At 73.1% G+C, this 24,441-nt stretch carries 25 protein-coding genes; 15 read left to right on the plus strand and 10 right to left on the minus strand.

The window, feature by feature from the left end:
* Positions 1-14 precede the first annotated feature (14 nt).
* From H563_RS0110140 to H563_RS0110160, 5 genes are read right to left on the minus strand one after another with little or no spacing between them, the layout of a single operon-like run.
* Entirely contained in the window at positions 15-989 is a 975-nt protein-coding gene (locus tag H563_RS0110140; protein ID WP_022882495.1) for a nucleoside hydrolase, read from the minus strand.
* 31 nt (positions 990-1,020) lie between these two features.
* Positions 1,021-2,379, minus strand: a complete 1,359-nt coding sequence (locus H563_RS0110145; protein WP_022882496.1) for an 8-oxoguanine deaminase — start codon at positions 2,377-2,379, stop codon at positions 1,021-1,023.
* A gap of 24 nt (positions 2,380-2,403) precedes the next feature.
* Positions 2,404-3,183 (minus strand): pyrimidine reductase family protein, encoded by a 780-nt coding sequence (locus H563_RS0110150; RefSeq protein ID WP_022882497.1) that lies wholly within the window; start codon positions 3,181-3,183, stop codon positions 2,404-2,406.
* Positions 3,176-4,090, minus strand: a complete 915-nt coding sequence (gene folP, locus H563_RS0110155) for a dihydropteroate synthase (RefSeq protein ID WP_022882498.1) — start codon at positions 4,088-4,090, stop codon at positions 3,176-3,178. The genes H563_RS0110150 and folP overlap by 8 nt, the downstream gene beginning before the upstream one ends.
* A complete protein-coding gene (locus H563_RS0110160) occupies positions 4,087-5,319 on the minus strand; it encodes an NAD(P)/FAD-dependent oxidoreductase (protein WP_022882499.1) in 1,233 nt (410 codons plus the stop codon). The genes folP and H563_RS0110160 overlap by 4 nt, the downstream gene beginning before the upstream one ends.
* An 86-nt stretch (positions 5,320-5,405) precedes the next feature.
* Here H563_RS0110160 and H563_RS0110165 point away from each other — a divergent pair, with 86 nt between their 5' ends.
* The 3 genes from H563_RS0110165 (at position 5,406) to H563_RS0110175 (ending at position 8,316) form a co-directional block, all read left to right on the plus strand.
* Positions 5,406-6,098: a response regulator transcription factor gene (locus H563_RS0110165; protein WP_022882500.1), complete on the plus strand. Its 693-nt coding sequence runs from the start codon at positions 5,406-5,408 to the stop codon at positions 6,096-6,098.
* Between the two features lie 45 nt (positions 6,099-6,143).
* On the plus strand, positions 6,144-7,910 hold the full coding sequence (locus H563_RS0110170; RefSeq protein WP_022882501.1) for a sensor histidine kinase: 1,767 nt from the start codon (positions 6,144-6,146) through the stop codon (positions 7,908-7,910).
* Between the two features lie 112 nt (positions 7,911-8,022).
* Positions 8,023-8,316 carry a WXG100 family type VII secretion target gene (locus H563_RS0110175; RefSeq protein ID WP_022882502.1) on the plus strand — a complete coding sequence of 98 codons (294 nt, stop codon included), beginning with the start codon at positions 8,023-8,025 and terminating at the stop codon, positions 8,314-8,316.
* A 224-nt stretch (positions 8,317-8,540) separates the two neighbouring features.
* Here the strand turns inward: H563_RS0110175 and groL are convergent, their stop codons facing one another.
* The 4 genes from groL to H563_RS16145 form a co-directional block, all read right to left on the minus strand.
* Entirely contained in the window at positions 8,541-10,166 is a 1,626-nt protein-coding gene (groL, locus tag H563_RS0110180; RefSeq protein WP_022882503.1) for a chaperonin GroEL, read from the minus strand.
* Positions 10,167-10,360: 194 nt separating this feature from the next.
* Complete coding sequence (locus H563_RS0110185) at positions 10,361-10,564, minus strand: cold-shock protein (RefSeq protein WP_022882504.1); 204 nt, start codon at positions 10,562-10,564, stop codon at positions 10,361-10,363.
* 216 nt (positions 10,565-10,780) lie between these two features.
* The gene (locus tag H563_RS18400; protein ID WP_022882505.1) at positions 10,781-11,359 is read right to left on the minus strand and encodes a LytR C-terminal domain-containing protein; all 579 of its coding nucleotides are present in this window, start codon (positions 11,357-11,359) and stop codon (positions 10,781-10,783) included.
* A gap of 27 nt (positions 11,360-11,386) precedes the next feature.
* A complete protein-coding gene (locus H563_RS16145; protein ID WP_022882506.1) occupies positions 11,387-11,644 on the minus strand; it encodes a DUF3263 domain-containing protein in 258 nt (85 codons plus the stop codon).
* Between the two features lie 144 nt (positions 11,645-11,788).
* Between H563_RS16145 and msrB the strand changes: the two genes are divergently transcribed.
* The 12 genes from msrB to H563_RS0110255 all read left to right on the plus strand — a co-directional run bounded on the left by msrB (position 11,789) and on the right by H563_RS0110255 (position 23,595).
* Positions 11,789-12,217 (plus strand): peptide-methionine (R)-S-oxide reductase MsrB, encoded by a 429-nt coding sequence (gene msrB, locus H563_RS0110200; RefSeq protein WP_022882507.1) that lies wholly within the window; start codon positions 11,789-11,791, stop codon positions 12,215-12,217.
* A gap of 20 nt (positions 12,218-12,237) precedes the next feature.
* Entirely contained in the window at positions 12,238-13,035 is a 798-nt protein-coding gene (gene modA, locus H563_RS0110205) for a molybdate ABC transporter substrate-binding protein (protein ID WP_022882508.1), read from the plus strand.
* A complete protein-coding gene (locus H563_RS16150) occupies positions 13,032-13,910 on the plus strand; it encodes an ABC transporter permease (RefSeq protein WP_022882509.1) in 879 nt (292 codons plus the stop codon). Before modA ends, H563_RS16150 begins: the two co-directional genes overlap by 4 nt.
* Positions 13,907-15,082, plus strand: coding sequence for a molybdopterin molybdotransferase MoeA (locus H563_RS0110215; RefSeq protein ID WP_022882510.1), 1,176 nt, complete (start codon positions 13,907-13,909; stop codon positions 15,080-15,082). The genes H563_RS16150 and H563_RS0110215 overlap by 4 nt, the downstream gene beginning before the upstream one ends.
* A complete protein-coding gene (moaC, locus tag H563_RS0110220) occupies positions 15,075-15,557 on the plus strand; it encodes a cyclic pyranopterin monophosphate synthase MoaC (protein ID WP_022882511.1) in 483 nt (160 codons plus the stop codon). The genes H563_RS0110215 and moaC overlap by 8 nt, the downstream gene beginning before the upstream one ends.
* Positions 15,554-16,024: a MogA/MoaB family molybdenum cofactor biosynthesis protein gene (locus H563_RS0110225; protein ID WP_022882512.1), complete on the plus strand. Its 471-nt coding sequence runs from the start codon at positions 15,554-15,556 to the stop codon at positions 16,022-16,024. Before moaC ends, H563_RS0110225 begins: the two co-directional genes overlap by 4 nt.
* Before the next feature lie 95 nt (positions 16,025-16,119).
* Positions 16,120-16,935 carry an FAD binding domain-containing protein gene (locus tag H563_RS0110230; protein WP_022882513.1) on the plus strand — a complete coding sequence of 272 codons (816 nt, stop codon included), beginning with the start codon at positions 16,120-16,122 and terminating at the stop codon, positions 16,933-16,935.
* On the plus strand, positions 16,932-19,700 hold the full coding sequence (locus H563_RS0110235) for a molybdopterin-dependent oxidoreductase (protein ID WP_022882514.1): 2,769 nt from the start codon (positions 16,932-16,934) through the stop codon (positions 19,698-19,700). The genes H563_RS0110230 and H563_RS0110235 overlap by 4 nt, the downstream gene beginning before the upstream one ends.
* A gap of 80 nt (positions 19,701-19,780) precedes the next feature.
* Positions 19,781-21,130, plus strand: a complete 1,350-nt coding sequence (allB, locus tag H563_RS0110240; RefSeq protein ID WP_022882515.1) for an allantoinase AllB — start codon at positions 19,781-19,783, stop codon at positions 21,128-21,130.
* Between the two features lie 53 nt (positions 21,131-21,183).
* Entirely contained in the window at positions 21,184-22,050 is an 867-nt protein-coding gene (pucL, locus tag H563_RS16155) for a factor-independent urate hydroxylase (protein ID WP_022882516.1), read from the plus strand.
* Entirely contained in the window at positions 22,047-22,547 is a 501-nt protein-coding gene (locus H563_RS16160) for a nucleoside deaminase (RefSeq protein WP_022882517.1), read from the plus strand. The genes pucL and H563_RS16160 overlap by 4 nt, the downstream gene beginning before the upstream one ends.
* A 94-nt stretch (positions 22,548-22,641) precedes the next feature.
* On the plus strand, positions 22,642-23,595 hold the full coding sequence (locus H563_RS0110255; protein ID WP_407635319.1) for a BPSS1187 family protein: 954 nt from the start codon (positions 22,642-22,644) through the stop codon (positions 23,593-23,595).
* On the opposite strand, the gene uraD is transcribed toward H563_RS0110255, so the two are convergent.
* Positions 23,596-24,441 carry a 2-oxo-4-hydroxy-4-carboxy-5-ureidoimidazoline decarboxylase gene (uraD, locus tag H563_RS18435; protein ID WP_022882519.1) on the minus strand — a complete coding sequence of 282 codons (846 nt, stop codon included), beginning with the start codon at positions 24,439-24,441 and terminating at the stop codon, positions 23,596-23,598.

A 24,441-nucleotide genomic window follows, 5' to 3' on the forward strand; every position in this document is an offset into this window, starting at 1 on the left:
CCGCGGGGCACGCCTCAGCCAGTTGCAGCGGCGGCACCGGTGATGCGCTCGATCAGGTGCGGCGCGAGCGGGGCGTCGGTCTCGAGCACGACACGGGTGCGCACGCCCTCGTGGTCGACGGTGGCGAGCCGCTGGCCGCGCAGGTCGACGACGGTCTGTCCGCGCCCGGGGCCGTGCCCGGCGTCGACGGTGATCGGCACCGCCGGGGCTCGGGTCGCGTGCACGCCGCCTACGGCGATGGCCGCTGCGAGCGGGTCGTGCAGCGCACTGGCGCGACGTCCGTAGAACGGCAGGTAGAAGTCGAAGTACAGGTCGAGCATCCGCCCCAGCGCCTGAGCGAGCGGCGACTGCGACTGCAGCAGGGCCGCACGATCGGATTCCTCGAGCGTGTGCTCCAGCGTGACATCGAGCGGTACGAGCGTGAGGTCCCACCGGGTCCCGACGACGCAGAGGGCAGCCTCGGGATCGTTGGCGATGTTCGCCTCGGCCACGGCGGACACATTGCCAGGCACGAGCGCCGCACCGCCCATGGTCGTCACGGAGCGCACCAGGGCGGGCAGACCGGGCTCGGCGTCGAGGGCGAGCGCGAGGTTGGTGAGGGGGCCGACCGTGACGACCTCGAGCCGTCCCGCGTGCTCGTGCGCGAGGCGCAGCAGCAGCTCGGCGGCGGTGCCGGCGACCGGGCGCGTCGTCGGCTCGGGCAGCTCGACGTCACCGATGCCGTTGCGGCCGTGGATGTGCGGCACCCCGCCGTCGAAGCCGCCGGCGAGCGGATCGTGCGCCCCGACGGCGACCGGCACCTCGGTGTGACCGGCCAGTTCGAGCAGCGCGAGCGAGTTCCGCGCCGCCTGTGCGGCGCTGGTGTTGCCGCTCACCGTGCCGACGCCGACCAGCCGGACCTCAGGCGAGGCGAGCAGGTACGCGATCGCGAGGGCGTCGTCGATGCCGGTGTCGCAGTCGAGGTAGACGGGGCGGGCGGCAGGGGTCATGCAGCTCCGTTCGAAGAGGTGGGAGGGGCCTTCAGGCGCGGGCGGCGAGCTCGAGCGAGGCGGACGCGGCGTCCGCGGCCAGGCGCCGGGAGTCGGCTTTCACGAGCTCACCGTGCTCCACCACCGTACGACCGCCGACGAGCAGGCGCTCGAGCGGCGGGGTCTCGGCGAGCCCGAGCGCCGCCACCGGGTCAGGCAGACCCGCGTGCTCGACACCGTCGACGCGCCAGATCGCAAGGTCGGCGAGCTTGCCGGGCTCCATCGAACCGAGCTCGTCCTGTCGGCCGAGCACGCGGGCGCCGCCCATCGTGGCGATCCGCAGCGCCTGCCGAGTGCCGAGGGCGCCCGCCCCGTCACGCAGCCGCGCCATCAGCACCGCCTGCCGGATCTCGGGCGCGAGCCGCCCCGACTCGTTCGAGGCGGCACCGTCGACGCCGAGCCCGACCGGCACGTCGGAATCCAGCAGCGCCCGCAGCGGCGCGATGCCCGCAGCCAGACGCGCGTTGGACGAGGGGCAGTGCGCGACCCCCGTGCCCGAGGCGGCGTAGCGGGCGATATCGCGCGCGTCGAGGTGCACGCCGTGGGCCGTCCACACGTCGTCGGCGAGCCAGCCGACGGACTCGAGGTAGTCGGTCGGCCCCATGGCGAATCGCTCGGCGCAGTACGCCGCTTCCTCCAGCGTCTCGGAGCCGTGCGTGTGCAGCCTTACGCCCAGCTCGCGGGCGAGGGCCGCGCTCTCGCGCAGCAGCGTCGTCGTGACGCTGAACGGCGAGCACGGCGCGATGACGATGCGCACCCGGGCATCCGCAGACGGGTCGTGGTAGCGGCGGACCGCCTCTGCGGACGCCTCGAGCGCGGCATCCGTCGGCTCGACAGCGAAGTCGGGCGGCAGCCCGCCGTCGCTCGCTCCGAGGTCCATCGAGCCCCGGCTCGCGTGCAGCCGCAGCCCGACCAGCGCGGCGGCCTCCACGAGCGCGCCGACGTGGTCGCCGCTGCCGCGCGGGAACACGTAGTGGTGGTCGGCCACGGTAGTGCAGCCCGAGCGGGCCAGTACCGCGAGGCCGGCGGCGGCGCCCCGCCCGACGAGGTCCGCGTCGATGCGTGACCACAGCGGGTAGAGCGCGACGAGCCAGTCGAAGAGGATCGCGTCCTGCGCGAGGCCGCGGGTGAGCCACTGGTAGAGGTGGTGGTGCGTGTTCACGAGGCCCGGGGTCACGAGGCATCCGCGCGCATCGATCACCTCGGCCCCTGCCGCGAGCTCGGCCGGCGCGGGCCCCGCCCCGACCGCGGCGATGCGGCCGTCCTCGATGAGCAGGTGGCCGTCGGGGTGCTCGGTGCCGAGGGCGTCGACCGTGGCGAGGTAGCCGCCGGCGATGAGGGTGCGGGCCATGCCCGGAACGCTAGGCGAGCGGGGTTACGCGCTCGTTTCGTCGCGTCGATCGCGCACGTAGCGCAGCAGCAGCGTCCCCTCCGAGTGCAGCGCCTGCGCGAGCCGCATCGACTGCGGCTGCGACGGCACCTCCCCGGTGATGCGGCCCGCGTCGCCGCCCTCGAGCGTCGGCGTCACGGTCAGGCAGAACTCGTCGATCACCCCGTCGGCGAGCATCAGCCCGGCGAGGGTCGGCCCGCCCTCGCAGTGCACCCGCCGCAGCCCGCGCCGCTGCAGCTCCTCGAGGACGGACGACGGCTCGACCAGGTCGTCGCCGGCGACGACCACGTCGGAGACGGCGCTGAGCGCCTGGAACTGGTCGTCGGGGGCGTCGGCGGTGGTGAAGACGAGCGGCCGCACGGGAGCGTTCTCGAAGATCGCGGTGTCGGGGAACAGGGCGAGCTCGGCCGAGACGATCGCGAACACCGGCTGCGCCGCCAGGCCGTGGGCGAGACGCCACCGCACCGCGTCGTCCGGCAGCCGCATCGCCCCGTAGCCCTCCTTGCGGACGGTGCCGGCCCCGACCAGCACCACGTCGGCGAGCAGCCGCAGCAGGTCGAACACGCGCCGGTCCGCAGGCGTGCCGAGGCCGCCGGAACGCCCGTCGCGCGTCACGGCGCCGTCGATCGAGCTGACGAAGTTCATGCGCACCCACGGCCGGCCGTCGGAGTGCGCGGCGCCCTCGTCGTACCAGGCCAGCAGTTGCTCGTCGCTCGCATCCGCGGCGAACGCCGGCACCACCCGGTCGATGCGCGGCTCACTCATCCGCGTCCCCCGCATTGTGTCGCAGGTACGCCGGCTGCCGCAGCCCCAGGATCGCCTCGGTCATGCGCACCGCCGCCACCGCCTCGCGCACGTTGTGCATGCGCACGATGCGCGCGCCCCTCGTGATGGCGACCACCGCCGCGGCCAGCGACCCCTCGACGCGGTCGCCGCGTGGTGCGTCCAGCACCTCGCCGACGAAGTCCTTGTTCGAGACCGCGGCGAGCACGGGATGTCCGAGGTCGGCGATCTCGGACAGCCGCCGGGTGAGCTCGAGCGAGTGCAGCGTGTTCTTGTTCAGGTCGTGGCCCGGGTCGACGACGAGGCGATCGGATGCCACGCCCAAGGCCTGCGCGTACGCGACCCGCTCCTCAAGGAACGCCGCCACCTCGGTCACGACGTCCCCGTACTGCGGCCGCGGGTACGGCGTGCGCGGCCCGTGGCCGCGCACGGCGGCGAGCGAGTGCGTCACCACGAGCGTCGCCCCCGCCCGGGCCACCGCCCGGGCCAGCCCCGGTTCGTGGATGCCGGTGGTGTCGTTGATCACGTCGGCGCCCGCCTCGAGCGCCGCCTCGGCGACCTCCGCGCGGAAGGTGTCGACCGAGATGACCACGTCGCTCGCCGCGCGCACGGCCCGGATGACCGGCACGACGCGCTCCGCCTCCTCCTCGGCCGGCAGTTCCGGGCCGGGCGCGAAAGGCACGCCCCCGATGTCGACCCAGTCGGCACCGGCATCCGTCGCCGCCAAGGCGGCCTCGACGGCGCGGTCGAGCGCGAAGGTGCGGCCCCGGTCGTAGAACGAGTCGGGGGTGCGGTTGACGACGGCCATCACCGCGACCTGGCGCGAGAAGTCGAAGGTGCGCGCCCCGATGCGGCGCACCGGCGAGGCGAGCGGCGGCAGGTACGTCACGTGTCGGAGAGGGGGACGGATGCGTCGGCGAGCCGGGCCGGGTCGACCGGTCGCCCGCTGCGGATGATCTGCTGGATCTCCTCGTTGACGTCCCACACGTTGACGTTCATGCCGGCGACGAGCCGGCCGCCGGAGACCCAGAATGCGATGAACTCCCGCGCCTCGACGTCGCCGCGGAACACGGGCTGGGTGTCGGCGGCGAGCACCGGGTAGCCGGCGTACTCCATGCCGACGTCGTACTGGTCGCTGTAGAAGTACGGCACGGCGTCGAAGGTCACCTCCTGACCGAGGATCGCCCGCGCGGCCGTCTTGCCGCCCTCGACCGCGTTCGCCCAGTGCTCGCTGCGCAGCCGCCGGCCGAGCACCGGATGCACCGGGTTCGCCACGTCGCCGGCGGCGAAGACCTTCGGATGGCCGGTGGCGAGCGACGCGTCGGTGAGCACGCCGGAGTCGACGGCGAGTCCGGCGTCTTCGGCGATCTCGGCGTTGGGAACGGCGCCGAGGCCGACGATCACCACGTCGGCGGGGATGACCTCGCCCTCCTCGTCGGTCGCCACCCCGGTCACCTGCCCGTCGGAGACGGTCAGTTCGCGCACCTCTCGGTGCAGCCGGAACACCACGCCCTTGTCGCGGTGCAGCTGCCTGTAGACGGTGCCGAGCTCGGGGCCGATGGCGCCGGCCAGCGGCACGGCGCCGCGGCCCACGACGGTCACCTCGTTGCCGTAGCCGCGCGCCGTGGCGGCCGTCTCCATGCCGATCCACCCGGTGCCGATCACGACGACGCGGCGGTCGCCGGCGGCGAGGGCGTCGCGCAGCTCCTCGCTGTCGTCGAGCGTGCGCACGTGGAAGACTCCGGCGGCGTCGGCGCCCGGTACGGTGAGCCGCCGCGGCTTCGCACCCGTGGCGATCAGCGCCCGGTCGAAGCGGACCGAGGACCGGTCGTCGAGCGTCACCTCGTCGTCGCCCAGGTCGAGCTCCACCGCCAGGGTGCCCGTCAGCACATGGATGCCGTGCTCGGTGTACCACTCCCACGGGTGCACGTAGGTCGAGGCGGCCTCCTTGCCGGGGTCGGCGAGGTACTCCTTGGTGAGCGGCGGCCGCAGGTAGGGCAGGTGCCGTTCGGATCCGACGATCATCACGTCGCCCTCGTAGCCCTGCTCCCGCAGCGTCTCCGCCGCCGTGGCGGCGGCGAGGCCGCCGCCGACGATCACGACGCGTCCGTTCGTCATGCCTACGAGCCTATTGCCCAGCCCACATATGACGCGTTCAAAGTCCTTCCTGGCAGAACCCAGGAAACAGTCAGATACTGGACGGCATGAACGCAGGACCTCGAATTCTCATCGTCGACGACGAACCGAACATCCGCGATCTGCTCACCACCAGCCTCCGCTTCGCCGGCTTCGCGGTCCGCGCCGTCGCCAACGGCGCCCAGGCCATCTCGGCGGTGCTCGAAGAGGAGCCCGATCTCATCATCCTCGACGTCATGCTGCCCGACATGAACGGCTTCGGCGTCACCAAGCGTCTCCGCGGCGCGGGCTACACCGCCCCCATCCTCTTCCTCACCGCCAAGGACGACACGGAGGACAAGATCACCGGTCTCACTGTCGGCGGCGACGACTACGTGACCAAGCCGTTCAGCCTCGACGAGATCGTCGCCCGCATCAAGGCGATCCTGCGGCGCACCATGCAGGCCGACGACGACGCGATCATCCGCGCCGGCGAGCTGACCATGGACCAGGACACCCACGAGGTCTTCGTCGGCGACACCCCCATCGAGCTCTCCCCCACCGAGTTCAAGCTGCTGCGGTACCTCATGCTCAACCCGAACCGCGTGCTGTCGAAGGCGCAGATCCTCGACCACGTGTGGGAGTACGACTTCAACGGCGACGCCGGCATCGTCGAGAGCTACATCTCCTACCTGCGCCGCAAGGTCGACGCGCACTCGAGCGAGCCGCTCATCCAGACCAAGCGCGGCTTCGGCTACATGCTGAAGGCCGGGAAGCAGTGACCCCGGGGCTGAAGCCCAGCTTGCGGACCTAGCCTGGCGAGGCTCATGCACCGCTCACTGCTCGCCGCCTGGAATGCGATCTCGCTGCGTACCAAGATCACCGGCGTGACCGTGCTGGTGCTCACCTTCGGCCTGCTGATGTCGGGCGTCGGCACGACGCTGCTGTTCAAGCCGGTGCTGATCGAACAGCTCGACCAGCAGCTGCGGGCGGCCTCGAGCATGTCGAACATCAACGCGATGCTCGCGACCCCCTCGTCGAGCGGGGCCGTGACCTCCGACGACAGCGGCTCCAGCAGCTACTTCGTCGCGCTGTACGACGAGGCGGGCAAGCTCGTGCAGTACAACTGGCGCTCCGACCCGAGCTCCATCCGGCCCGCCGTGAAGGCGACGCTGTCGAAGTCGTTGCAGTCGATCTGCAATGACGCGGGGCTGTTCTACCTGTCCAGCAACGACGGCAGCCAGCAGTTCCGGGCCCGCTGCGTTCCGGTGCACATCCAGACCACCGACCAGCCCGGCGTCGCGGTGGTGGCCGCCCCCACGGCCCAGATCGACGGGCTGATGGCGAGCTACCTCACCATCTTCCTCGGCTTCGGCGTGATCGTGGTCGTCGTCGGGGCGATCCTCACCCGCATGCTCGTGACCACCACCTTCGCCCCGCTGCGCGAGGTCGAGCGCACCGCGGCGGCCATCGCCGACGGCGACTACAGCCAGCGCCTCGGCGGGGCCGAGCCGAACACGGAGGTCGGGCGCCTCAACCGCTCGCTCAACACGATGCTCTCGCGCATCGACCGGGCATTCAAAGACCGGGCGCGCACGATCGACCAGATGCGCCGCTTCGTCGGCGACGCGAGCCACGAGTTGCGCACCCCCCTCGTCTCGGTGCGCGGCTACGCCGAGCTGTACCGGATGGGGGCCCTCCAGGACGACGCGGCCGTGGCGAGCGCGATGGACCGCATCGAGAAGGAGGCGCTGCGCATGGGCGGCCTCGTCGAGGACCTGCTCGAGCTCGCCCGGCTCGACGAGACGCGCCCGCTGGAGCTCGCCGTCGTCGACCTGCTGCCACTGGCCGACGACGCCGCGATGGACGCCCGCGCCGCGCATCCGTCTCGCCGGTTCTCGGTCGTCACCGACCTGCCGCCCGCTCCGCTGCCCCAGCCCGGTCCGTCGGCCTCCCACGACGATCCCACCCCGACCGCGGTGCTGCCCGTGGTGGAGGCGCAGACGTCGACGGGCCCGACCCGGCGCATCGGCACGCGGGTCGCGCCTCGGCCGCAGTCCGAGCAGAACGCGACGGGACCGATCGCCTTCACCGCCTCGGCCCTGGCCAGACTGCGCCGCCGCGGGCAGTCGCGCCGCGCCGAGATCGCAATGGCCGAGACCATGCCGCTGACGATCGAGGACATCCCCGAGCCGCGCACGCTTCCCGCGCTCGTGATGGGCGAGGGCAACAAGCTGCGCCAGGTGCTGAACAACCTGATCGGCAACGCCGTGCGCTACACGCCCGACGGCACCCCGATCGAGATCCGGGTCTCGGTCGACCCCGGGGCGCGCAAGGCCGGCTTCGACGTGATCGACCACGGCGAGGGCATCCCGCCGCAGATCCGCGACAAGATCTTCGAGCGGTTCTGGCGTGCCGACACCTCGCGCACCCGCGAGACCGGCGGCAGCGGTCTCGGGCTGGCGATCGTCACGTCGATCGTCAGCGCGCACCACGGCACGGTCGAGGTCGTGGACACCCCCGGCGGGGGCGCGACCTTCCGCGTGATGCTGCCGCTCGCCGAGCCCGGCGCGGCAGCCCCGGCCGGCGACTGACTCGCCGCGCGGGCGCGGCGACTTCTCCACAGGCGCCGGCGACGGGCGGGCGACGGATGCCGGAGCTGGGCTACCTTCGCACGCATCCGTCACCCGACACCAGGAGGCCCAGATGACCAGCTATCAGGTCGACAGCACCGCCGTGCTCGACGCCACCCGCACCGCCCAGGGCGCGCTCGCCCAGCTGCAGAGCAACGCCAGCCAGCTCACTGCCACCCTCACCGCCCTGCAGGGGTCGTGGACGGGGCAGGCGTCGACCGCCTTCCAGAAGGTGCTCGGCGACTGGCGCGCCACGCAGCAGTCCATCGAGGAGCAGATGGCGGGCCTGCAGCGCGTGCTCGCCGCCGCCGCGCACCAGTACCAGGAGAGCGAACTGCAGAACTACCGCATGTTCGCCGGGCTGTAGGCACGACGCCCTGCAAGGCGGCAACGTGCTCGCCGCCGGTCGCGTGGATCGCCCGCGCCGACCGCGCCGCGCCGGGCGGGAACCGGCGCAAGAAGAAACGAAAGGGCCGCCCCCACCGAAGTGGGAGCGGCCCTTTTCGCTGTTACTCGGACGAGGTCTCGTCAGGCCGCTCGAGCGCGGCCTGCCCGACCTTGAGCCATCGAACGCTCACGCGTTCTCAGGGCTCAAAAGTCCATGCCGCCGGTCGGGTCGCCACCGGCCGGGACGGCCTGGGCCTTCTCCGGCTTGTCGGCGACGACGGCCTCGGTGGTGAGGAACAGGCCCGCGATCGACGCGGCGTTCTGCAGCGCCGAACGGGTCACCTTCACCGGGTCGATGATGCCCGCCTCGAGCATGTCGACGTACTCGCCGGTGGCCGCGTTCAGGCCCTGGCCCGACGGCAGCTCGGCGACCTTGGCCGCGACGACGCCCGGCTCGAGACCCGCGTTCAGCGCGATCTGCTTGAGCGGAGCGGCGATGGCGACGCGCACGATGTTGGCGCCGGTCGCCTCGTCACCCTCGAGCTCGAGCTTCTCGAACGCGGCCTTGCCGGCCTGCAGCAGGGCGACGCCACCACCGGCGGCGATGCCCTCCTCGACGGCGGCCTTCGCGTTGCGGACGGCGTCCTCGATGCGGTGCTTGCGCTCCTTGAGCTCGACCTCGGTGGCCGCGCCCGCCTTGATGACGGCGACGCCGCCGGCGAGCTTGGCGAGGCGCTCCTGCAGCTTCTCGCGGTCGTAGTCGCTGTCGGTGTTCTCGATCTCGTTGCGGATCTGCTGCACGCGGCCGGCGATCTGCTCCGGGTCACCGGCACCCTCGACGATGGTGGTCTCGTCCTTGGTGATGACGACCTTGCGGGCCTGGCCGAGCAGGTCGAGGGTCACGTTCTCGAGCTTGAGACCGATCTCCTCGCTGATGACCTGGCCGCCGGTCAGGATCGCGATGTCCTGCAGCTGGGCCTTGCGGCGGTCGCCGAAGCCGGGGGCCTTGACGGCGACCGACTTGAAGATGCCGCGGATCTTGTTGACGATCAGGGTCGCCAGCGCCTCGCCGTCGACGTCCTCGGCGATGATCAGCAGCTGCTTGCCCGCCTGGATCACCTTGTCGACGATCGGCAGCAGGTCCTTGATGTTCGAGATCTTCTGGTTGGCGATGAGGATGTAGGGCTCCTCGAACACGGCCTCCTGGCGGTCGGGGTCCGTGACGAAGTACTGCGACAGGAAGCCCTTGTCGAAGCGCATACCCTCGGTGAGCTCGAGCTCGGTGCCGAAGGTGTTCGACTCCTCGACGGTGACGACGCCCTCCTTGCCGACCTTGTCGATCGCCTCGGCGATGATCGCACCGATCTCGTTGTCGGCGGCGGAGATAGACGCGGTCGCAGCGATCTGCTCCTTGGTCTCCACCTCCTTGGCGGCGGCGACCAGCTCGTCGGTCACCGCGGCGACCGCCTTCTCGATGCCCTTCTTCAGGCCCATCGGGTCGGCGCCGGCCGCGACGTTGCGCAGACCCTCGCGCACGAGCGCCTGGGCGAGCACGGTCGCGGTGGTGGTGCCGTCACCGGCGACGTCGTCGGTCTTCTTCGCGACCTCCTTGACCAGCTCGGCGCCGATCTTCTCGTACGGGTCGTCGAGCTCGATCTCCTTGGCGATCGACACGCCGTCGTTGGTGATCGTGGGGGCGCCCCACTTCTTCTCGAGGACGACGTTGCGACCGCGCGGGCCCAGGGTGACCTTGACCGCGTCGGCGAGCGTGTTCAGACCGCGCTCGAGGCCGCGCCGCGCCTCCTCGTCGAAAGCAATGATCTTTGCCATGTTGTTTCTCGTCCCTCCCGGACGTAGCAGCGAAAGATGTCGTTAGCACTCGGTTGAGATGAGTGCTAGCCCCGATTCTGGCACTCTCCCTACGGGAGTGCAAGACGGGCGGCGGATGCGGGAGGCATCCGTTCTCTCATAGAGGAAGGCCGCCCGGGCGGACCCGGACGGCCTTCTCGACGAGAAGCTCGGTGCTAGGCGAGTCGGACCGACTCGGCCTGCGGCCCCTTCGATCCCGACCCCACCTCGAAGGTGACCTGCTGGCCCTCTTCGAGCGTCTTGTAGCCGTTCATGTCGATGGCGGAGTAGTGCACGAACACGTCCTGCCCTCCGCCGTCGACCGTGATGAAGCCGTAGCCCTTCTCAGCGTTGAACCACTTCACGGTCCCGTTCGCCATCTGTTACTCCATTGCGCTTGCTGCTGTGGCGGGCAGCGGCATCGCCCGCCGTGGTGGCCACGATCGTATCCGCCGGACGGGGCGCGGGAAGAGGGTGGATGTCCGATTGTGGGAAATGGTTACGACATCGACCAGGAGCCGTCATGTCGTGGAAACACAGTGTGGAAACACAGTGCGGAGACGCAGCGGGATGCGGTCGGCCGCAGCGCGGACGGGTCAGGGCTGGAAGTCGGAGCCGAGCACGACGACGACCTGGGCGCCCTGGGCGGCGAATTCGTCGGATTGCTGCACGCTGCCGATGCCGAGGTCCTGGGCGACGCCGAGGGCGATCCCGCGTGCCGAGGCGTCCGAGTAATAGATGGTCGTCGCCGCCTGCCCGGTCTGAGGAGCGTTGCCCGTCGTGACGGCGGTCCAGCCGGCGGCGGTCAGCTTGGCCGCGCCCTGGGCGGCGAGGCCGGTGATGCCCGCGCCGTTCAGCACGCTGACCGGAGCGGAGGCCACGCGCGTGGCGGTCGGGGTCGGGCTGGCGGCCGGCGTGGGGCTCTTGGTGGCCGTCGGCCGCTGGGTGGAGCTCGCGGTCGGCGTGCTCGTGCTCGCGGAGCTCGCCCCCGGCAGCGAACCGTCGAGGACCCGCAGGTACATCCAGCCGGCTCCGACGATCACGACGATGGCGACCGCGCACCACAGGAGCCACATCAGCCCGGTCGCCGGACGCCGAGGCGCGCGGTGCGCACCGACGCGCTCGAGGTCGGGCGGGACCACGTCGAAGCGGTCCTTCGGAAAGTTCTGTGCCATCTGGTCCCTGGGGCGTCGCGGGCGTGCTCAGTCGATCGGCCGGGATCGCGCGACGCGCGCCTCGCGACGCTCGTCCCGCCTGCGCAGCAGCCGCTTGACGAGAAGAGGGTCGTAGGCGAGCGCGGCGGGCGACTCGATCAGCCGGCCGAGGACTTGATAGTAGCGGGCGGGCGAAAGCGAGAACCGCGAGCGGATCGCCTGCTCCTTCGCGCCCGGATCCTGGCGCCAGTCGCGCTCGAAGTCGAGCATCGCGATCTCGCGGTCGGTGAGGAGCCGATGGGGCATGCAGTCAGGTTAGGGGTCGCCGTCGGGGAGAGCGCTGAGGCACGCGGGGTGCGCCCGCCCGGGCATCCGCTGAAACCGGAACAGGCGGGGTGCGCGGCGAGTTTAGTCTGGGGCAAGACGTCACGAGATCAGAGAGGAGCTGCCATGAGCCAGATCTCGTCCCAGAACTCCACCCCCTTCGAGGTGAACAAGAGCGAGGAGGAGTGGCGCGCGGAGCTGACCCCCGAGCAGTACGCGGTGCTGCGGGAGGCCGCGACCGAGCGGCCGTGGACCGGCGAACTGCTCGACGAGGAGCGCGCGGGCATCTACACCTGCGCGGCCTGCGGCGCCGAGCTGTTCAAGAGCGGCACGAAGTTCGACTCGGGCTGCGGCTGGCCGTCCTTCTACGAGAGCGTGCGGCCGGAGGCCGTGACCCTCATCGAGGACACCTCGCTCGGCATGGTGCGCACCGAGGTGCGCTGCGCGCGCTGCGGTTCGCACCTCGGCCACGTCTTCCCCGACGGCTTCGGCACCCCCACGGGCGACCGCTACTGCATGAACTCGATCGCGCTGGACTTCACGCCGGAATCGTGAGGCACCGGGCGCACGCACCGATGAGACGGATCGCCCGCGTCGGCGGCGCAGCGCTGGCGGTGCTGCTGCTGGCCGGGTGCGCGGGGCATGCCGCCGGGCAGGCGGGCAGCAGTCAGGCCGGCGCCCAGCCGAGCCGGGCGACGAAGCGCACCCTGACCGTCTTCGCCGCCGCATCCCTCACCGCGACCTTCGACCGGCTCGGCGCCCGGTTCGAAAAGGCCCACCCCGGCGTCACGGTGGACTTCGACTACGACGGCTCGTCCACGCTCGTGCAGCAGCTCGCCCAGGGCGCGCCGGCCGACGTGTTCGCCTCCGCCGACGAGAAGAACATGCAGGCGGCTGTCGCGCAGAAGTCGATCTCGGGCACGCCCGTCGACTTCGCGACGAACATCCTCGAGATCGCAACGCCGCCGGGCAACCCGGCCGGCATCCGGTCGTTCGCCGATCTGGCGAAACCCGGGGTGAAGGTGGTCGTGTGCGCCGACGGCGTGCCGTGCGGCAACGCGACCGAGCAGGTCGAGAAGAACACGGGGGTGACGCTGAGCCCGGTGAGCGAAGAGCAGAGCGTGACCGCCGTGCTGGCGAAGGTGGAAAGCGGCGACGCCGACGCGGGGCTCGTCTACGTGACCGACGTCACGGCGGCGGGTTCCAAGGTCGACGGGGTGCGGTTCCCCGAGGCATCCGATGTCGTCAACACCTACCCGATCGCGGTCACGGAGGGGACGAAGCAGGAGGCGCTCGCGAAGCAGTTCGTCGACTTCGTCACGAGCGCCGCGGGGCAGAAGGTGCTGCGGGCGGCGGGCTTCGGCGCGCCGTGAGCGGCAACCGGCCGGGCGCGCGCCCCTTCCCCGCCTGGCTGTGGGCGCCGGCCGGGCTCGGCGCCGTGTTCGTGCTGCTCCCGCTCGCCGCTGTCGTCGTCAGGGTCGACTGGGCGCGCTTCCCCGCGCTGATCGGCTCGACCTCGTCGCTGACCGCCCTGCGGCTCAGCCTCGAGACGGCGCTGATGTCGACGGCGCTGTGCCTGCTGCTCGGGGTGCCGATGGCCCTCGTGCTCGCCCGCGGCCGGTTCCCCGGCCGCAGTGCGGCGCGCGCGCTCGTGCTGGTGCCGCTCGTGCTGCCCCCCGTGGTCGGCGGGCTCGCGCTGCTCTACACCGTCGGCCGCCGCGGCCTGCTCGGGCCCGCGCTCGCCGCCGCCGGGCTGCAGGTGCCGTTCTCCACCGCGGCGGTCGTGCTGGCGCAGTCGTTCGTGTCGCTGCCGTTCATCGTGATCAGCCTCGAAGGGGCGCTGCGCAGCCAGAGCGACGCGCACGACGAGATCGCGCTGGCCTACGGCGCGAACCCCACGCAGGTGCTGGCGAAGGTCACGCTGCCCGCGCTCGTGCCCGCTCTCGTCTCCGGCACCGTGCTCTGCTTCGCCCGGTCGCTCGGCGAGTTCGGCGCGACGATCACGGTCGCGGGCTCCCTGGAGGGCACCACGCGAACGCTGCCGCTCGAGATCTACCTGCAGAACAACGTGGACCCGGACGCGGCCGTCGCGCTGTCGCTCGTGCTGATCGCCGTCGCCCTCGTCGTCGTGCTCGTCGCCGGGCGGCCCTGGGCTCGCGCCCTCGTCGGAGAGGTCCAGGGTCTCCTTCCCGGGCCCGCGGAGCGCCCCCACGGCGGCGGCTCGTCTCGGAATAGCGTGGAGGCATGACCTCCGTCGCCGAGCACCAGCGGGCCGTGGCCGAACTGATCGGCAGGCTGTGGCGCCCGGCCGCGGAGACCCTGCCGCTCGGTGCGGCGCTCGGGCGCACGCTCGCCGCCGACGTCGCGACGCCGATCGACCTGCCGCCGTTCGACAACGCGCAGATGGACGGCTACGCCGTGCGATCGGATGCCTCGGCCGGCGAGCTCGCCGTCACCGGCCACGTCGCCGCGGGCGATCCGGTGGGGGTGTTCCCGGGCGGGGCGGTCGCCATCATGACCGGGGCGCCGCTGCCCCAGGGTGCCGACGCGGTGGTGCCGGTGGAGCAGGTGGGCTCCTTCCGCGCCGTCGGCTCCACCATCGATCTCGCCGAGCCCACCCCCGCCGAGACCTTCGTGCGGCGGCGCGGCAGCGACCTGCCCGCCGGGGCGACGCTGCTGCCGGCGGGCGCCCGCCTCGGCCCGCCGCAGCTCGGCGCGCTCGCCGCCGCCGGCGTCGAGGTCGTGCCGGTGCGCGCCCGGCCGCGCGTGCTCGTCGTCTCGACCGGCGCCGAGCTCGCCGAACCGGGCGCCGCGCTGCCGCCCGGGAAGATCTACGACGCCAACGCGCTCTCGCTCGCGGCCGCGGTGACCGAGGCGGGCGGCATCGCCCTCGCCACGAGCGTGCGCAGCGACGCTCCGGCCGTGTTGCTCTCCGCGCTCGAGTCGGCCGGCCCCGTCGACCTGGTGGTGACGAGCGGCGGGGTCAGCGCGGGCGCACACGAGGTGGTGCGCGAGGCGCTCGCGCCGCGCGGGGTGCGCTTCGGCTCCGTGGCGATGCAGCCGGGCGGACCGCAGGGGCTCGGCGAGCTCGCGGTCGCCGGGCGGCCGACCCCCGTGCTGGCCTTCCCCGGCAACCCGGTGAGCGTGCTGGTCTCGTTCGAGCTCTTCCTCAGGCCGGTGCTGCGGGGCGCACGCCGCAGCGAGCGGGGCCGGCTCGCGGCATCCGTCGAATCGCCCGCCGCGAAGCATCAGGTGCGCCGCGGGCGGGTGACCGCCGACGGGTCGGTCGAGCTCGAGGGCGGCCCGAGTTCGCACCTGATCGCGGCGTACGCCCGCTCGCAGGCGCTCGTGCACATCCCGGCCGGCGTCGAGCACCTCGACGCCGGCGACGAGGTCGAGATCTGGAGGATCGATGACTGACCCGGAGGACGCGCTCACCCACCTCACCCCCGAAGGGGCGGTGCACATGGTCGACGTGAGCGCGAAGCAGGCCACCATGCGGAGGGCGGTGGCCGAGGCATCCGTGCTCACCCGGCCCGACGTGGTGCAACTGGTGAAAGCCGGCCGGCTGCCGAAGGGCGAGGTGCTCGGCGTGGCCCGCGTGGCCGGCATCATGGCCGCCAAGCGCACCTGGGAGCTCGTGCCGCTGTGCCACCCGCTGCCGCTGACCGGCGTCACGGTCGACCTCGCGGCCGAGGGCGAGCGCATCGCGATCCGCGCCGAGGTGAAGACGGTCGGGGTGACGGGCGTCGAGATGGAGGCGCTGACCGCCGCCTCGGTCGCCGCGCTGACCGTCTACGACATGATCAAGGGCGTCGACAAGTCCGCCGTCATCTCGCAGCTGCGCGTGCTCGAGAAGGACGGCGGAAAGAGCGGCGAGTGGAGGGCCGTGTGACCGCTCTCGCGCTGACCGTCTCGACGCGCGCGGCGGCCGGCGTGTACCCGGATGAGACCGGGCCTATCGTCGCCGCCTGGCTTACCGAGCGGGGCTTCGACGCGAGCCGCCGCGTGGTGCCCGACGGGCCCGGGGTGGAGAACGCGCTGCGCGGGGCCGTCGCCGCCCGGCTGCGCATCGTCGTCACGAGCGGAGGGACCGGCGTCTCCCCCACCGACCGCACCCCCGAGCACACCCGTGCCGTGCTCGACCTCGAACTGCCCGGCTTCGGCGAGGAGCTGCGCCGGCGCGGCGCCGCGCACAGCCCGCACGCGCTGCTCGGCCGCGGCACGGCGGGCGTCGCCGGCAGCACCCTCATCGTCAACCTGCCCGGGTCGCCGTCGGGGGTGCGTGACGGGCTCGAGGTGCTCGACGGGTTCTACCGGCACGCCCTCGACCAGCTCGCCGGGCGCGACCACGCCGGCTGACCACGGCGCCGGCCGGGTGCGGCGCAGGCCGGATGCGACGACTCTGAACATGACGGGCGGGGTCGGATGCCGCACCGTCATGGTTGAGTAGGCGGATGGACCTCGTCCACGTCCGCAGCATGCGCACCCCCCGCTCGCGCGCCGAGCTGGCGCTCGCGCCGGGCGAGGCGCTGCTGGGCGGCGGCACCTACCTGTTCTCCACCCCGCAGCCGCCGGAGGTCACCGGCCTCGTCGACCTGACCGCGATGGGCTGGCGGGCCGTGGTTCCGCGCGACGACGGCGGGCTGCGCCTCGCGGCGACCTGCACCTGGGCGCAGCTCGCGGCGATCCCCGAGACGGCCACCCGCACCGCGGCGCCGCTGTTCCGGCAGGCGGCGCGGGCGCTGCTCGCCTCGTTCAAGGTGTGGAACACCGCCACGGTGGGCGGCAACATGGCGCTCGCCTACCCCGCGAGCATGATGACCGTGCTCGCGTGCGCCCTGGACGCCACGGTGCGCGTCTGGGACGCCGACGGCGGCAAGCGGCGGGTGCCCGCGGAGGACTTCGTGACCGGCGACATGACCACCGTGCTCGGCCCTGGCGACGTGCTGCGCGCCATCGACTTCCCCGCGGCGCCGCTCGACGGGCGCACCGCGTTCCGCAGCTGGTCGAAGGCGCCGCTCGGCCGCGCAGCGGGGATGGCCGCCGGGCGCCGGGACGCGGACGGGCGGCTGACGGTCGTGCTGGCCGGCGCCACGACGCATCCGTATGTGCTGCGCTTCGACGGCGTGCCGGAGGCGCTCGAGCTCGCCCGCGCGATCGACCCGATCGACACCTGGTTCGGCGACCAGCAGGGCGCGCTCGAGTGGCGGCGGGCGCTCAGCTACCTGGCCGCGGAGGAGATCCGCCTCGAGCTCGCGGAGGCGGCATGAGGTTCGAGGTGGACGGTCATCCGGTCGAGACGGTGCCGGCGCCCGGGCAGGTGCTGCGCACGCTGCTGCGGGAGACCGGCCACTACGCGGTGAAGAAGGGCTGCGACGCCGGAGACTGCGGCGCCTGCACGGTGCTCGTCGACGGCGCCCCCGTGCACTCGTGCCTGGTGCCCGCGCACCGCGTCGACGGCAGGTCGGTCACCACGGCGGCCGGGCTCGGCGGCAACGGCGACGGCTCCGGCTCCGGCGGCGCTCTCGCGCCGATCCAGGAGGCGTTCGTCGCGGCGGGCGGCTTCCAGTGCGGCTACTGCACGCCCGGCATGGTCGTCACGGCGTCGACCTTCGGCGACGCCGAGCGCGCCGAGCTGCCGGATGCGCTCAAGGGCAACCTCTGCCGGTGCACCGGCTACCGCTCCATCGGCGACGCGATCTGCGGCACCCGCAACACGCTGGCCGCCGGCATCACCAACGGCGAGCCCGCCTACGGCGCCTCCGTGGCGCCGCCGGCCGCACGCCGCGTCGTCACCGGCACGGAGCCGTACACCCTCGACGAGGACCCGCCCGAGGGGATGCTGCATCTGGCGGTGCTGGGCAGTCCGCACGCCCACGCGCGCGTCGTGCACCTCGACCCCGCGCGCGCCCTCGCGCTGCCCGGCGTGCACGCGGTGCTCTCGGCCGCGGATGCACCGCAGGTGCGGTTCTCCACCGCCCGGCACGAGTCGCGCGAGGACGACCCCGACGACACCCTTGTCTTCGACGAGGTGCTGCGGTTCCGCGGCCAGCGCGTCGCCGCCGTGGTGGCCGACGACCCGCGCACCGCCCAGCACGCGCTGACCCTGCTCGACGTCGGCTACGAGCTGCTGCCGGCCGTGTACGACCCGGAAGACGCCCGCCGCGACGGCTCCCCGCTGCTGCACCCGGACCGCACGCCGGAGGACCGGGTGGACGACGCCGCCCACAACACGATCGTGCGCTTCGACCTCGGCTCCGGCGACGTCGACGCGGCGCTCGGCGCGGCGCCGCACCGCTTCTCGGGCCGGTTCCGCACCAACCGCGTCACCCACGTCGCCCTCGAGACCCACGCCGCCCGCGGCTGGATCGACGACGACGGCCGCTACGTGGTGCGCTCCAGCACGCAGGTGCCGTTCCTCACCCGCGACGAGCTCGCGCACGTCTTCGGCCTCGACCGCGAGCAGGTGCGCGTGCTCGCCGGCCGCGTCGGCGGCGGCTTCGGCGGCAAGCAGGAGCTGCTCACCGAAGACCTGGTGCTGCTCGCGATGCTCAAGACCGGGCGGCCCGTGCAGTACGAGATGAGCCGCACCGACACGATGACGGTGGTGCCGGGAAGGCATCCCATGCGCATCGACGTCTCGGTCGCCGCCGACGACGACGGCCGCCTCACCGCCCTCGACCTCGACGTGCTCGCCGACGGCGGCGCCTACGGCGGCCACACCCGCGGCGTGCTGTACCACTCGGTGCACGAGTCGGTCGACCTGTACCGCTGGGGCGCCTGCCGGGTGCACGTCGAGGGCGTGTACACCAACAACCCGCCCTCGGGCGCGTTCCGCGGCTACGGGCTCGGGCAGGTCGGATTCGCCATCGAGTCGGCGCTGGACGAGCTGGCCCGCCGGCTCGGCATCACGCCCGCCGAGCTGCGCCGCCGCAACGTCATCGGCCCCGACGACTCGCTGGAGAGCGACCTCGTGATCGGCAGCTACGGCCTCGACGAGTGCATCGACTGGGTCGACGAGCGCCTGGCCGAGACCGCGGACCCCGCGTGGCGGCCGCAGGCCCTGCCGCGCGCGCGGCTGGAGCGCCCGACCGGCCCGGAGTGGAGCGAAGGCTCGGGCCTGGCCGTGGCCATGATCGCCACCCTGCCGCCGCGCGGGCACTACGCCGAGGCATCCGTGACCCTGCGCGCCGACGGCCGGTACGAGATCGCGGTGGGCACGAGCGAGTTCGGCAACGGCACGACGACCGCGCACGTGCAGTTCGCCGCGACGGCGCTCGGGGCCCCGGCCGACCGGGTCGGCATCCGCCAGTCCGACACCGACGTCACCGGCTACGACACCGGCGCGTTCGGCTCGGCCGGCACCGTCGTCGCGGGCAAGGCCGTGCACGCCGCCGCGCTCGGCCTGCGCGACCGGCTCGTCGCGATCGGCGCCGAGCTGCTCGGCGTCGACGCGGGCGCGTGCGAGCTCACCGCCGACGGCGTGCGAGCGGATGCGCGCAGCATCCGCCTCGCCGACCTCGTCGCCCACGCCGCCCCGCGCTCCGGCCGGATCACCCAGCGCGCCAGCACCGACGGCACGCCCCGCTCGGTCGCCTTCAACGTGCAGGGCTTCCGCGTGGCCGTGAATCGCGGCACCGGCGAGGTGCGCATCCTGCGCTCGGTGCACGCCGCCGACGCGGGCACCGTGATCAACCCTGAGCAGCTGCGCGGGCAGCTCGAGGGCGGCGCGGCGCAGGGCATCGGCTCGGTGCTGTACGAGGAGCTCGAGGTGGTCGACGGCGTCGTGCTCACGCCGGTGCTGCGGCAGTACCACATCCCGCAGTACGCCGATCTGCCGCGCACGGAGGTGTTCTTCGCCGACACCTACGACCTCGTCGGACCGCGCGGGGCGAAGTCGATGAGCGAGGCGCCGTACAACCCGGTCGCCCCCGCGCTCGCCAACGCGGTGCGCGACGCGATCGGCTTCCGCATCGCGGAGCTGCCGCTCACCCGCGACCGGGTCTGGGCGCAGCTGCGGGCGGCGGAGCGCTGAGCGCGGAGGGCTGAGCGCGGCAGCCGGCGCGAGCGGGCGGCCGTAACAGGCCCGCAACCTGCCGCGGCTTGAATGGGCGCATGACAGACGTCGACCTCGTGCTGCGCGGCCGCGTGCTCACGCCGGAGGGCGAGCGCGAGGCATCCGTCGCCGTCGTGGGCGGCCGCATCGCGGCCGTGGGGCCGGCGGATGCCGCAGCCGACGCCCGCGAGGAGCGGCGGCTCGAACCCGACGAGGTGCTGATCCCGGGGCTCGTCGACACGCACGTGCACGTGAACGAGCCGGGCCGCACCGAGTGGGAGGGGTTCGCGACGGCGACCGCGGCCGCGGCGGCGGGCGGCGTGACGACGATCCTCGACATGCCGCTCAACTCGATCCCGCCGACGACCACCGTGCCGGCGCTGCGCGTCAAGCAGCAGGCGGCGCAGGGCCGGGTCGCGGTCGACGTCGGGTTCTGGGGCGGAGCGGTGCCCGGCAACCTCGGCACGGGCGAGCTGCGGGCGCTGCACGAGGCGGGCGTCTTCGGCTTCAAATGCTTCCTCGCCCCCAGCGGCGTCGACGAGTTCCCGCACCTCGGCCGCGCGCAGCTCGACGCCGCCCTGGACGAGCTGGCGGCCTTCGACGGGCTGCTCATCGTGCACGCCGAGGACCCGGACGTGCTGCACGCGCACGAGAACCCGGGCGGCCCGCGGTACGCCGACTACGTCGCCTCGCGCCCCGACGAGGCGGAGGCCGCAGCCGTCGAACACGTCATCGCGGGCCTGCGCCGCACCGGCGGGCGCGCGCACATCCTGCACGTCTCGAGCGCGGCGGTGCTGCCGCTGCTGCGCGCGGCGAAGGCGGACGGGCTGCGCATCACGGCCGAGACCTGCCCGCACTACCTGACGATCGACGCCGGCCAGATCGGCGACGGCGAGACCCGGTTCAAGTGCGCCCCGCCGATCCGCGACGCCGCCACCCAGGATGCGCTGTGGGCGGCGCTGGCGGACGGCACTCTGGACGCGGTGGTCACCGACCACTCGCCGGCGACCGTCGAGTTGAAGACCGCCGGCGGCGGCGACTTCGCCCGCGCCTGGGGAGGGATCTCGGGGCTGCAGCTGGGGCTTTCGGCGGTGTGGACCGCCGCCCGCGCCCGCGGCGTGCCGCTCGCCGAGGTGCTGCGCTGGATGTCCTCCGGCACCGCCGCCCTCGCCGGGCTGCCCGACCGGGGCCGCATCGCCCCGGGCGCTCGCGCCGACCTCGCCGTGTTCGCGCCCGACGAGCGCTTCACGGTCGACGCGCACGCCCTGGCGCACCGCAACCCGGTCACCGCCTACGAGGGCCGCGAGCTGCGCGGGCGGGTGCGGGCCACCCTGCTCGCCGGCGAACCCGTCGACCCGGCGGCCCCCGCCGGCCGCCTGCTCTCGCGCCCGGATGCGCCGGGTGATTGAGTACCCCTGACCCGCACGCCCCGCAGCACACCGCACGACGAAGGGAACCCGCGATGACCTACCGCCTCAGCGCCGACCAGTACGGCAAGGCCGAGAGCCACATCGTGCGCATCTACCGCGACCGGCCGCGCCACGAGATCCGCGACCTCACGGTGACGACGGCGCTGCAGGGCGACTTCGCGGATGCGTACGTGACCGGCGACCAGGGCAAGGTGCTGCCCACCGACACGCAGAAGAACACCGCCTACGCCTACGCCAAGCTGCACGGCGACGGCACCGTCGAGCAGTACGCCCTGGCCCTGGCCACCCACTTCGTCGACGGCATCGAGAGCGTGCGCCGCGCCCAGGTCGACCTGTTCGTCGACGCGTGGGACCGCGTCGTCGTCGACGGCGCCGAACACGACCACACCTGGGTGCGGCGCGGGCCGGAGAACCGCACCGCGCGCATCGTCGTCGAGGGCGAGGGCGGAACCCGCTCCGTCACCGTGACCGGCGGCGTGAAGGACCTGGTGATCCTCAAATCCACCGGCAGCGAGTTCCAAGGCTTCCTGAAGGACGAGTTCACGACCCTCGGCGAGACCGACGACCGCATCCTCGCCACGGCCATCGACGCCACCTGGCGGTTCTCCCGCTTCCCCGCCGACTGGGACGCCGCCTACGCCGCCGCCCGGCAGGCCGTCGTGGCCACCTTCGCCACCCGGTATTCGCTCGCCCTGCAGCAGACCCTGTGGCAGATCGGCGGCGCCGTCCTCGACGCCGTGCCCGAGGTCGACACCGTCACGCTCAGGGCGCCCAACAAACACCACTTCGCCTACGACTTCACCCGGTTCGCGGTGCAGCCCCCGATCGCGAACCGCAACGAGGTGTTCCACGCCGACGACCGCCCGTACGGCCTGATCGAGGCGACGGTGACCCGGTGAGCGACCCTTCAGCTCACGCAGCCGACGACGGCGACCTGCGCTGGCTCGAGGCCGCCGTGGATCTGGCCGCGCAGAACGTGCGCGCCGGCGGCGGGCCGTTCGGCGCGATCGTCGTCAGGAACGGCCGCCGGGTGTCCTCCGGGCAGAACCGGGTGACCCGGGACAACGACCCGACCGCGCACGCCGAGGTCGAGGCGATCCGTGCCGCCGGCCGGGCGCTCGGCACCTTCGACCTGTCCGGCACGGTGCTCTACTCCTCCTGCGAGCCGTGCCCGCTGTGCATCTCGGCCGCGCTGTGGGGCCGCGTCGAGCGGGTCGTGTTCGCGGCGAACAAGCACGACGCGGCGGCGGCCGGGTTCGACGACAGCGCGTTCTACGAGCTTCTCGCCACCGACCGCGCGAGCTGGAGCATGCCGCGGGTCGAGGAGCGCCGCACGGCCGACGCGGCCGAGCCGTTCCTCCTGTGGGCGCGCGACGAGGGCCGCATCCGCTACTGAACGTCCGGCTGTGAGCGGATCGTTACCGACTCTCGAGATCCGCACAGGCAAGCGATGAGATCCCGTGACCTGTGCTTCCTAGCATCCGACCGTGATGAGAAGACGACGACGGATGCTGCGCCTGCTGGCGCTCGTCGCTGCCGTCGCCGCCCTCACCGTCGCCGCGCTCGCCTGGCCGGGCCGGTCGGCGAGAGCCGAGGCGCTGATCTCGTTCCGCCTGCCCGCGCGCGGCGCCCACCGGTTCTCCCCGAACGCGCCCGACCTGGCCGCCGCGGCGCCGGGCGCCGCACCGCTGCTGCTGTTCCTGCCCGCGACGGGCGCGCAGCCGGCCGAGTACGCCCGGTTCCTGCGCCAGGCGCACGACGTGGGCTACAGCGTGCTCGGCCTGGACTACTGGAACACCGGCCCCTCGCTCGCGCGCAGCTGCGAAGGCGACATGGGCTGCTACGGCGCCATGCTCGCCAACCGCTTCGACGGCTCCGACCCGACGCGGTTCAGCCGGGTCACGGCGGCCGACTCGATCGACTCCCGGCTGGTGACGGCGCTCGGCTACCTGCGCAGGCACGACCCGGCGGGCCGCTGGCAGCGCTATCTGCGGCCGGACGGCGACGTGCGCTGGAGGGATCTCGTGCTCGCCGGCCACTCGCAGGGCGGCGGCGAGGCCGTTTTCATCGCCCATCGCTACCCCGTGCGCGGGGTGCTGCTGTTCTCCGCGCCGGCCCAGAGCCTCGACGGCCGCACCGCCGACTGGCTGAGCCGGCCCGGCGCAACTCCCGCCTCCCGCATCTGGGCGCTCGACGACGTGCACGACATGTACGCCGCGCGGATCGCCCCGACCTGGCGGGCGCTCGGCATCCGGGCGGGCGCGCCTGCGCAGCTGCCGACGGGCGCGCACGGCCTGCTCACCACCCTGCGTCTCGGCGACGGCGTGCAGAGCCACTCCCGCGTGGTCACCGACCGCACACCGCTCGGCGCCGACCACGAGCCCGTATTGGCGCCCACCTGGCGGTGGATGCTCTCCCGGCCGCTGGCCACCGGCACCGCCTGATCAGCTGCCGCGGTAGGTCGAGTAGCCGAAGGGGCTGAGCAGCAGCGGGATGTGGAAGTGCTCATCGGTGGACCACAGGTCGAACACGACGGCCACCTCGGGGAAGAACGAGATCGCGTCGCGGGCGGCGAAGTAGGCGGCGGTGTCGAACACCACCCGGTAGCGCCCGGCGGGCACGGTGTCGGGGCCGAGGCGCCCGATCCGCCCGTCGTCGTCGGTCAGACCGCGGCCCAGCTCGTGCCACTCGCCCTCCGAGAATGCGTCGAGCCGCACCGGCACGCGGGCGGCCGGGCGGCCGATGGCGGTGTCGAGCACGTGGGTGGTGATCTGGGTGCGCCCGCCCGAGGCCACCACCGGCTGGTCGGAGAACGCGGCGCGCAGCCGCAGCTCCATGATCTGCCGCAGCTGCTCGGCCGCCGTCTCGAGCTCGGTCTCCGGGTCGAGCAGCAGCCGGCGGCGCAGCTCGATGAGGATCTCGGCGCGGCTGCGCCCCGCCGCGCGGATCAGGAACACCCGCCCGAAGCGCTGCTCGTACTCGCGGTTGCCCTCGGCGATCTGCGCGTTCAGCTCGGCGTCGTCGGCGTCGGGCGAGGCCTGCTCGGCCGCCGAGAGCGCCGCCTCCGCGCCGTCCACCGTCACCGTCTCGCCGATGCGCGGATGATGCGCGAGCGCCTCGTCGATCTCGGCCTCGGTCAGCGGCGAGGCCGCCTCGAGGGCGTGGGCGACCAGCAGGTCGACCGACCCGTAGGGGGCCGCGGCGAGCATCTCGTCGATCCAGCGGGCGACGTTCAGCGCGCGCGGCAGCACGGGCGCGAGTTCCTCGGCGGTGATGGGTGCCTGGGGCAA

Origin of the sequence: Gryllotalpicola ginsengisoli DSM 22003, from assembly GCF_000419445.1 — a bacterium.
GTDB lineage: Bacteria > Actinomycetota > Actinomycetes > Actinomycetales > Microbacteriaceae > Gryllotalpicola > Gryllotalpicola ginsengisoli.